This window comes from Nostoc sp. CHAB 5836 (assembly GCF_020829445.1).
In the GTDB taxonomy this organism is placed as follows: domain Bacteria; phylum Cyanobacteriota; class Cyanobacteriia; order Cyanobacteriales; family Nostocaceae; genus Nostoc.
On sequence record NZ_JAIVFV010000224.1, the window covers coordinates 1 to 9,641 of the forward strand.

At 40.9% G+C, this 9,641-nt stretch carries 7 protein-coding genes; 2 read left to right on the forward strand and 5 right to left on the reverse strand.

Features of this window, described 5'->3' with window-relative positions; all coding sequences use genetic code 11:
* Nucleotides 1–477 precede the first annotated feature (477 nt).
* Complete coding sequence (locus tag LC605_RS28625) at nucleotides 478–2,997, reverse strand: BsuBI/PstI family type II restriction endonuclease (RefSeq protein WP_229550831.1); 2,520 nt, start codon at nucleotides 2,995–2,997, stop codon at nucleotides 478–480.
* A gap of 284 nt (nucleotides 2,998–3,281) precedes the next feature.
* Complete coding sequence (locus tag LC605_RS28630; protein ID WP_229550832.1) at nucleotides 3,282–4,571, reverse strand: dihydrolipoamide acetyltransferase family protein; 1,290 nt, start codon at nucleotides 4,569–4,571, stop codon at nucleotides 3,282–3,284.
* Nucleotides 4,572–5,083: 512 nt separating this feature from the next.
* Between LC605_RS28630 and LC605_RS28635 the strand changes: the two genes are divergently transcribed.
* Nucleotides 5,084–5,608 carry a hypothetical protein gene (locus LC605_RS28635; protein ID WP_229550833.1) on the forward strand — a complete coding sequence of 175 codons (525 nt, stop codon included), beginning with the start codon at nucleotides 5,084–5,086 and terminating at the stop codon, nucleotides 5,606–5,608.
* A gap of 55 nt (nucleotides 5,609–5,663) precedes the next feature.
* Here the strand turns inward: LC605_RS28635 and LC605_RS28640 are convergent, their stop codons facing one another.
* Entirely contained in the window at nucleotides 5,664–6,113 is a 450-nt protein-coding gene (locus tag LC605_RS28640) for a YlqD family protein (RefSeq protein ID WP_229550834.1), read from the reverse strand.
* 42 nt (nucleotides 6,114–6,155) lie between these two features.
* On the reverse strand, nucleotides 6,156–8,132 hold the full coding sequence (locus LC605_RS28645) for a long-chain fatty acid--CoA ligase (RefSeq protein ID WP_229550835.1): 1,977 nt from the start codon (nucleotides 8,130–8,132) through the stop codon (nucleotides 6,156–6,158).
* Between the two features lie 251 nt (nucleotides 8,133–8,383).
* Here LC605_RS28645 and LC605_RS28650 point away from each other — a divergent pair, with 251 nt between their 5' ends.
* Nucleotides 8,384–8,629: a hypothetical protein gene (locus LC605_RS28650; RefSeq protein WP_229550836.1), complete on the forward strand. Its 246-nt coding sequence runs from the start codon at nucleotides 8,384–8,386 to the stop codon at nucleotides 8,627–8,629.
* 45 nt (nucleotides 8,630–8,674) lie between these two features.
* Here the strand turns inward: LC605_RS28650 and LC605_RS28655 are convergent, their stop codons facing one another.
* Complete coding sequence (locus LC605_RS28655; protein WP_229550837.1) at nucleotides 8,675–9,388, reverse strand: hypothetical protein; 714 nt, start codon at nucleotides 9,386–9,388, stop codon at nucleotides 8,675–8,677.
* Nucleotides 9,389–9,641: the final 253 nt, after the last annotated feature.

Sequence of the window (9,641 nt, forward strand, 5' to 3'; positions counted from 1 at the left end):
TACATCCAGCTTAATAATAGTAATTCCTATTTAGCTCTAGTAAATTCTCCTAATAAATAGTTCTTATGTACTAAATATATCCGTCTCCTTGGGGTGTGACAGTTGTGGGTGCGGAATGTGGGTTATAAATGACAAATACTTCGACTCCCTTCGGCTACGCTCAGGGCAAGTCGCTCAGTACAAATGACAGCCTTAGCCAGTTAGCTTTATTTGCGTCGCTCTACTTATAGTTCAATACAGTTCAGTCAACCATTTTCTCTTTCTCTCTGTGTTCTCTGCGCCTCTGTGGTTCGTAAAAAAAGAGTTTAAGCCTTAAATGAACCGTATTGTAAGTACGTTGGTGCGAAAAAATTCAAGTATGTTACGAAACGTAAATAAGCTTAAAACCTTTACTAATGACAAATACTTCGACTTCGCTCAGTACAAGTGACAGCCTTAGCCAGTTAACTTTAATTGCGCCAACCTACTTACTATAGTTTATTCTGTTTCAAAATCTCTATCTATTTTGTAAGACTGTAACAAGTATTCTCCATTGAAATGAATGAGATGAGTAGAATCTTCAGCAACCCAAACATCGGTTTCCCAAGCAATTTCAGCCAAATATTCCACCATCGCTTTCCGACTTAAAAAGGTTGTTACCATTACAATAGGAATTTTTAGATCAGCAAAGATAACTTCAAGTTCTTTCTTTCGTTTAGGGTTAATTGGGCCATGAGAAGTTACAGCTTCAATTAAAACTAGCCAATCATTTTTTAGATGATGAATAATCACATCAGGCATTTTTCCGTGAGAATCAACAGTAACGCCTAAATCTCTCAATGCCACTTCATTAAAGTGGGCAAATTTTTCATCTGTATCACCAACATAAATCAATTTTCCTCCAGGTGTAAAACGTTCTGCAAACTCCTTAATAATCTTCTCAATCAGAATATTGTGTCCACCTGGAGATAGAGTTTTTATCTTCCCTTCAATCACAATAGGGATACGTGATAGTTCCCGCTCCTGAGCATATCGTTTTTTCAAAGTTTCAGCTGAAGCAAGGTAAGTGCCAAGGCTCTTTTTCCATTCAGTGCTTCTATAAGTACGTAATAGCTCAAGCGCACTTTCTTCAATCTTATATAGCGTTTTGGGACTGTTAATGGCGCGGTCAGGAGCATCTGGATTTGCAATTATCAAAGCTGCATCTAAGAATTGATGGACTGTTTGGCGGCGAACAGTTTCTCGTGTATTAGGTTTATATGTTTTGCCATAATGCTGCGCCATAAATTCCATCATTGGTGTAATTCCCATTAAGGGAGATGCAGCAGCTTTCCAAGAATCAGTCGGCTTTAAGTCAAGTAGAGCCAACAGAGTTAGGGCTGAACGTTCATTAAGTTGTGCCCGTGGAAGTCCAAGTTCAATTAGTATTTCCAGTGCTTCATCAATACGGGTTTTAATTATTAAGGGGTTGTTTTCAGACTGATTGCTCATACTCAGTAACTTTTCTTGCACAAGTTGATCGATGTCTTTCTGTGACGGAAAGTACTCAGTAATACATCGCCCCAAGGTTATTAGCTGCGTTATTGTAGGATATTTTAAATTTCGTAAATCAGTTGCATTAACCTGAGTATGACCATTAAATAAACGAAAAAATGTGTCTACGAGGCTAGAGTTAAGATAAGCAGTAAGACCGCGTGCTAGGGTAAGATTGAGTCCCCTTCCCTCCTGATGAAAATAATTCAGATGATTTTCAAAACCTACCCAATAACAATCAATTTGGTTAGCATCATATACAACGGCAACCACTCGTTTTTTCTCCTCTTTTGAGGAAAAACGTTTGGTCAATACATAATTTTCATTTGGTACTAAAAGAGAGACTGTTTGTTCTGTATATACTAGAGCTTGGTGTTTTCTAGTTACCTTTGGATATTTAACATATCCTCCTGAGAAATTCAATGGATAAATCAAAGGCACAGAGTTTTTTTCTGGCATTAAACACAGATGTTCTTTGGCACGAAAATCTACAACACGTCCTGTTGATACGTTCAATCCAAGGTCTTGTAATGTGCAGGTAAAGTTAGCCATTTGTTCAATGACCTGCCGACTTAGTGTATCTGGGATAATGTGGATAAATTGTTGCGAATCGTGGGGATGAACTATCTCTGTATAAGGTGAGTAATTTGACATAATAAAATCATCATCAACACTCGAACTTGTCTTGATGAGTACATTGTCAAATTTTGGTTTTTGTTTGACAGCATGAATAATAATTGTTTCCTGCAAAACTTCATCGTCATAAAAAGCTTCTTGTCTGGATTCAAAAATATGTATTTGGTCTAAAGCCATCATTTCCAAAAACATTCTGCGGAAGTCTCTAAAATATGGCCCATTACAGAAACTACGCGGCGAGATAGCTACAAGTTCCCCTCTTGATTCCAGAAGTTGAGCTGTAGCCGCGATAAAACCTGTATATAGATTACTGGCTTCTAATCCTATAGAACGTAACAAAGCACGAACTTTGGAATGAGCGTTAATTTTCAAATATGGGGGATTGAGAATAGCGTGGGTAAATCTGCAATTGTCAGGATTATCGAACAAACTAGGCCTAAGAAGCCTGACGGCATCCTCAATAAAATCCTGATCCCGAATCTCATAATTGAAAGAGATCCCAGCTATTTGACATTCTCTGGCACATAATTTCAATGTCTGATGCAAATATACAATCAGAAAAGGATCAATTTCATAGGCAACAATATCTAAATTGGCGGGGCGTCGTTTCCTCTGACAAAGGCTAGCTACAAAGGCTGCAAGTAATGAGCCAACTCCTGCTCCAGCATCAAGTAGAGATATTTGAGGAAGATCAAGCTTGCCAAACATCCCAGCCATTAATTCTGCTACTGGAGCAGGAGTCAAAAATTGTCCCAGTTTTCGCTTCTGTTTTTGCTCCTGTTTCAAGCTTGCAGCAATCCTCAGAAGGTCTACTTCACCAAGCAAATTTCTGGCAGAAAATTTCGACAAGCTTTTAAATTGCAACGGCTTGTGATAATAGTCCAAAATTATTATAAGTAGGTTGGCGCAATTAAAGTTAACTGCCTAAGGCTGTCATTTGTCATTGGTCATTTGTCATTAGTAAAGGTTTTAAGCTTATTTACGTTTTGTAACATACTTGACTTTTTTTGCACCAATGTACTTAGTTTGTCGATAAAAACTGAAATGTAGGTATTATTTATTGTTAGCGCTATCAGCGAGAAGCAGTTTTTCGTAGAGTAGCGCTAACATTTAAATTTGGTGTCTTTTCAAAATTACATTGTCAAAGATTGAGGATTCGTCTCAATCAATTTTGTTAAATCTTGCAAGAACGCCGCAGCATGGGCACCGTAAATAATCCGGTGGTCGGAAGTAATATTAACTTGCATTTGTTGGCGCACGCCAAATAAACCGTCGGGTGTTGCTACTACTTGCGGACGGGATGCCCCGATCGCTAAAATTGAACCTTGTCCAGGCGGTAAAATCGCATCAAATTTATCTACGCCAAACATCCCCAAATTGGACAGGGTAAAAGTACCACTGTTGTATTCTTGGGGCTGTAGTTGTTTTGCCCTCGCACGTTCTACCAAAGACTTCCAAGTACGCGATAGAGAATAAATATCCACTGCATCTGCATTTTGCAGCACAGGTGTAATCAATCCGCCATCATCCATCGCTACTGCTACGGAAATGTTGATCTCAGAATGATAGACAATTCCCTGGTCTGAGTAGCTAGCATTTAACAGTGGGTGTTTTTGCAATGTCACCGCTACAGCTTTCGCCAATAGCGCTGTCATTGTCACGCCTTTGGATTTAATTTGTTTATAAAGTTTGTCTAATCCATCGGTGGTAATTGTATAACCGACACGGAAGACGGGCACGGATATGGTAGCTACCATGTTCCGCACTACGGCATTTTGGAAGGTAGTTAAAGGTACGATTTGACCAGGAACAGCCGCCGTCACAGGTGTAGCTGCGGGTGCAACTGGGGTGCTGGTTGGTACAGGTGCTGGTGGGGCAACTGGGGCAGGGGCGGGTTGTTTGCCCTGATTGGATAATGCTTCCACATCTTCGGCGACAATGCGACCGTGGGGGCCACTGCCTTGGAGAGTAGTTAAATCAACTTTGAGTTCTTTAGCTAACTTGCGGGCACGGGGCGAGGCTACAAGCCTTCCCTCTTTGTGGTTAGACCCGTTTGGAGAGGCTAAGGCAGGTGTTGCGGCTGAGGCTGTGCTGGCGGCGGGGATTGGTTCAGAGGAAGGGGTAGTAGTAGCAGCCACGCCACCGGAATTGGCAAGAGATTTCGCCTGTTCAATTTCAGCTTCCGTTTCAGCGATGAAGGCGATCGCCGATCCTACCGGGGCAGTTTCACCAGCTTCAACTATGATATGGGCAAGAAAGCCTTCATAAAAGGTTTCTACATCCATATCTGCCTTATCTGACTCTACAACCACCACTGTTTCGCCTTTTTCCACTTTGTCCCCTGGCGATTTCACCCAGGAGACGATTTTGCCTTCAGTCATGGTAGAACTCAGAGCCGGCATAAATACTTCGTGAATGCTCATAGGGTGGTTTGGGAATCAATGGTTTATGGAATTTAACAGCTTTTATCAGATCGAATTGTATCTTGATCAAAGAATTTTGGATTGGAGATTTTATATTTTCGGTTGGGCATTGGGCATCCCTTCTCTGCGAGACACTACGCGAACGACTTCTCTACGAGACGCTACGCGTAGCTTGCTTAAGAGCAGGGGTACGCTCAGGGCAAGTGGGCATGGGGCATGGGGCATGAAAGAATTATTGACTCTTGACAAATGACAAATGACTTTAGGAACCTAAATATGGCTTAGACGTCTCTAATACAGAGCTATCCTCATAGATTAGGCAATATCTCGTTTTAGTCGTTGACTTGGAAAAACCACCAGGATTTGCTCACAGATTAAATTAAATTGCCATTTGTATTCCTCATAACTACTGCTTAAGATACAAGAGCTTCTCACAGGTAGAGGATATAAAATACAGTTCAATCTAGAATTCAAAATTGGTAATAAACCTATTTGAAATTCCGTTTACTTTTATGTTGGCAAAGTTTAAATTCTTTCTGATTGTGATACTAAGCATCTTTGCCACTGCTGGCGCTGGAGTTTATATTATTCAGCGCCAGCTATCTGCACCAATTGTTGAGACTAGTGATGGACAAACCCAGCAGCTAGCAGCAATGCATCAGTCTCAAGAGGTTGTGGCATACTCCGAGCGTTCCGATTATAAAACTATACCTTTAGAAAAGATCAACTCATCTCTTCAAGGTAGTGATCCTGCTACCCTGGCGCTAAATGCGTTGGATGACATAGCATCACTGCGAGGAACGCGAAAGGTAGAGGTAGCTTATCCGCAACAAAATCAAGCCCTTGTGACGATTACGCAAATCAAGCCGGGTGATGATTCAGTTGGTACAGTTAAGTATCGAGTTGAAATGACGACTTTTGGGCGATCGCTTTTTATTAGCTCTCCTCCAGTCTGGCAAATTGTTTGGGCTGGCTCCCAGGTACAATGTTGGGAGCAAAGCCGCCCAAACACAAAGTTAAATCACATCTGTCATTAGTCATTGATCATTGCTCACAAAACAAAGGACAAATGACAAATGACAAATGACAAATTTAAATGTCGCCGCGAATTTCTTCTACAACGCCATCACGAAGAACGATTTCGACCTGCATTTTGCTAATCAGGTTATCACCGATTTCTACTCGGAAAAAGCCTTCCATTTGAAATTGGTTTACTTCTTGATCCTGTTGAAGAAACTGCACTTGCTGGAGGTTTTGCAGCAACTGATTTTTCTGCTCTAGAAATTCACTTTTCTTTTGATTGACTTGGAGCTGAATATTGTCAATTTGTTGGAGAGTCTGAGGGCCGGGTGGTTGCAGACTCTGCTTCTGAATTGCAGTAACAGCTCTTTGTCCTTCAACGTCTAGCTGTTGCAGTTGCTGATCAAGTTGATTAATCTGCGTTTGCAGCTGCTGTTGTACTTCATCTTTCCAGAGGGGAGTCACAATAACTTTGACGTTAACGACCCGTTTCAGGAGCAAGTTAGATTTGGAGACATCCATAAATATTTCACGTTCACTCTTTACAGTTAGCAGGTGGAATAATCAGGCAAAGATCCCGTCAATAATATCGCGATAGCGTTCCGTGACGATATGTCGTCGAACTTTTAGTGTTTGTGTCATCAAACCATTTTCGATTGAAAACGGTTCCACAATGAGTTTAAACGTTCCGATGCGGTCATCCGGCCGATAACCTGGACGATTTTGCACTTCCCGATTTAATTCTTGCCGAAATAAATCCTGGATTATTTTACTCTCTAAGTCAATTTTTTGACTGGATGAGGAAATCTCCTGATCATTGTGCGTATCCAGTATCAAATTCTGGCTTGCGGCCCATTTTTCTAAAGCTTCGACATTGGGGACAATTAAGGCTCCCAGGCTGCGCTGATCTTGGCCGATGAGCATAATTTGATCGATGTATGGCGATCGCAAACACGCATCTTCAATCGGCTGTGGTTCGATGTTTTCCCCGTTAGTCAATACAATCGTATCCTTCGCTCTGCCAGTTAGCACTAAGTCGTTTTGTGGTGTCAGCCAACCCAAATCGCCGCTATCAAACCAACCTTCAGCATCAATTGCTTTCGCTGTCGCTTCGGGATTTTGGTAATAGCCTTGCATAATCTGCGGCCCCCTCAACAACACTAAGCCTCGCTTTTCTACTGGTAAAGGGGCTTTTGTTTCAGGATCTACGATTTTAGCTTCTGTAGCTGGAAGTGGTTCTCCTGATGCACCAATCAAATTTCGCCAAGGACGACGCACATGGGTAACAGGAGAGGTTTCTGTCAAGCCATAACCTTGCAAAATCTGCACACCAATAATTTCAAAGAAGTTATCTATGTGTCTGGGAAGCGCACCGCCGCCGCTAATCATCTGCTTAACTTCTCCTCCTGTGGCTTCTCGCACTTTGGCATAAACCAGTCGTTCTCCCAAGGTATGGAGGGGTAATAAAGCCGATGCTTGTATCCTAGCTGTTAATCGTTCAAGGGCTGAAGCATGAAGATTATTTAAACTTAATCCTTGAGCAACTCGCCGCGCTTTGATATATTTCTCGCTAATGCCCATTAAAAAGTTAATTAGGCGTTGCTTTTTCGCTGGTTGTTCCCGGAACTGCTTTTGCACTCCTTCATAAATCGATTCCCACAGGCGGGGTACACCCACCATGTAGTTGGGTTTAAATTGTCTCAAATCCCCTTTAACGGAGCGCAAGTTGGTATAAATTTGCGTACAACCTTGAGATAGTAGGTAATATTCAACAGTCCGTTCGTAGCTGTGCCACGAAGGTAGGATACTGAGAACGATGTCGCCCGCGTTTGGTTGCAATACTGTCCCAAAGGTTGTTACTTGGTGCATCAAGTTGTTATAAGACAGCATTACACCCTTGGGTTTGCCCGTGGTGCCAGAGGTGTAAATTAGGGTTGCTAGAGCGTCACGATTTTGCTTGACTGGCACCAAATTATGATTTGCCCCAATTTCGAGCAACTGTGTAAAGTTCAGTACCTTTAAGGTTTCCTCTGTCGGTGGTGCTTCATCGGAAAGTAAAATTAATACCTGAATTGGTAAATCGTTGAGGCGGTCTTGTAGTTTTTTAAGTGTTTTTAAATCCTCAACTACGATCGCTGTACTGCCGCTATTAGCGATGATAAACAGCAGTTCTTCTTTTTCCGCTTGGGAGCTACGCACCGCATCAACGCCTCCAGCAGTCATGATGCCTTGATCGGCAATAAACCAGCGAGGACTGTTATCAGAAATTAAAGAAATGCGATCGCCTACCTTTACTCCCAACGCCTGTAACCCCGAAGCAAATAGTTGTATTTGCTCGGATAGTTGGGTATAAGTAATCACTGCTTCTGGTTGACTGTGAGGGCTGCGGAGGGCGACAACATCACCAAATCGTTGAGCTGCCAAAGGCCAAACTTCTGGTAGCGATTCCACATTTGTGTAATCTACCAACCGCTTTAATGACCGCCGTTCTCGCTCACTGATGTTAGATAAAAAAGAAGACGTAGTTCGGGTTTTTGACATAACACCTCACCTGGAGATTTTAAACTGATCGTTTTTACAGCTTATTTTGTTATTCCGCTACAATAACCTTCCTTATTATCCACATTCCTTTCTGTGTATGATAATTCCAGGAATTCCACGTTTATATTTACAAAAATTTATGTTAAAGTTAATTTACATAGATTGCAAGCAATGATTGTGTTTGTATCTAAGAACAGCGATGTCTACCACGGGCTACACCTACGCCTATTTTTCACAGGAGATGATTACCTATGAATTTGATAGACGCTATACTGCTAACGCTGCTAAACATTGCTGCTTGCATGGCGTTACCTAAACTTTTAGCTACTTTTCTGACTAATAGAACCAAACTTACTGAAGCGTTGTCCAATGCTTCCAAATTACAAGCAGCCAAAATTGAACTTACCAGTTTTCCTTATTGTACAGCTTACCAATTGACAGGTAGCCAATACTGTAAATTCAGTCCCGATTTTTGTGCCAAGTGTTCTCCAAATTGATGGACTGTTTGCAAGTAAAAATTCCTGATTACTTCCAACGACCAGCTATTGATATTCTTTTTCTGGTACTCTAAAAGCTGCGTATTTCCATTCATTCCCTTCTAAATATTCAATTTTAAATTCTCCTTTAGTTAATAAAGCCATATCTTTAAGTGTTACTGTAGCATTTTCTCCTAATACAACGCATCCGGAATTAATAGTAGTATTTTGAGTAGTAACTTGGTTCGGAGTAGTATTTATTTGATTAATAATTTTGCGCTGCGATTCTTCATACTGTTGCTCTGTTATTAGTTTAGACTCATAAAGTTTTTTTATCTCTCTCAGTTGGGTTTCTATATCTGAGCCACCTTGGTTTTGGACATTATCTAGTTTACAAGAATCTGGCTTAAAAGCGATTTTTCTAACAGGATGATCCCACCATTTAGAAATCTGAGTTAACCAATTAGTCGTCCTGGTTGTATGTACTACTCTTACTTGATTATCACTTAGTTCTAAACGAACCCAATCAGTTGATCTTTTTTGGATTAAACCAGCAAATCCCCAAGACAAAACACTTCCTACTGAAACACCAGAATCTCCTAGACGAAGTTTAATAACTCTCGGTTCTATAGCTTGTGCTATTTTGAATTGCTCTGGAGCTATAAAGCTAATATTTTTAACAAAAAATCCAGTACTTTTTTCTGTCCCATTGGAAGGTTGAACTGCTGTAGAACTTACAAGTAATACTGCTGCTATCAAAATCTTAACTTGATTGTTCATGAGTTGATTTTGTATTTTTTTATGCTGATATGCTGACAACCTAAGAGATTATATAGCAATACGCTTGGGTTAGCGTCAAAAACCTTGTAAGTAGAACGGCGTAAATAATTAAAGGTTTGTAATAAGTTGGACTTTGGACAAAAAAGAAGTGTTCGCGTTTGATTTACGCGAACTTACAATCTACGCATCATAAATTACCCCAGTTATTTTTCAAACTGAGTCCAACTGAGTTAAACGCCTAAAGCCTAAGAAA

What these genes read in the sequence shown, in the direction of transcription:
- LC605_RS28630 (WP_229550832.1), bottom strand. Translation starts at nt 4,571, where the DNA reads ATGAGCATTCACGAAGTATTTATGCCGGCTCTGAGTTCTACCATGACT.
- LC605_RS28635 (WP_229550833.1), top strand. Translation starts at nt 5,084, where the DNA reads ATGTTGGCAAAGTTTAAATTCTTTCTGATTGTGATACTAAGCATCTTT.
- LC605_RS28640 (WP_229550834.1), bottom strand. Translation starts at nt 6,113, where the DNA reads ATGGATGTCTCCAAATCTAACTTGCTCCTGAAACGGGTCGTTAACGTC.
- LC605_RS28645 (WP_229550835.1), bottom strand. Translation starts at nt 8,132, where the DNA reads ATGTCAAAAACCCGAACTACGTCTTCTTTTTTATCTAACATCAGTGAG.
- LC605_RS28650 (WP_229550836.1), top strand. Translation starts at nt 8,384, where the DNA reads ATGAATTTGATAGACGCTATACTGCTAACGCTGCTAAACATTGCTGCT.
- LC605_RS28655 (WP_229550837.1), bottom strand. Translation starts at nt 9,388, where the DNA reads ATGAACAATCAAGTTAAGATTTTGATAGCAGCAGTATTACTTGTAAGT.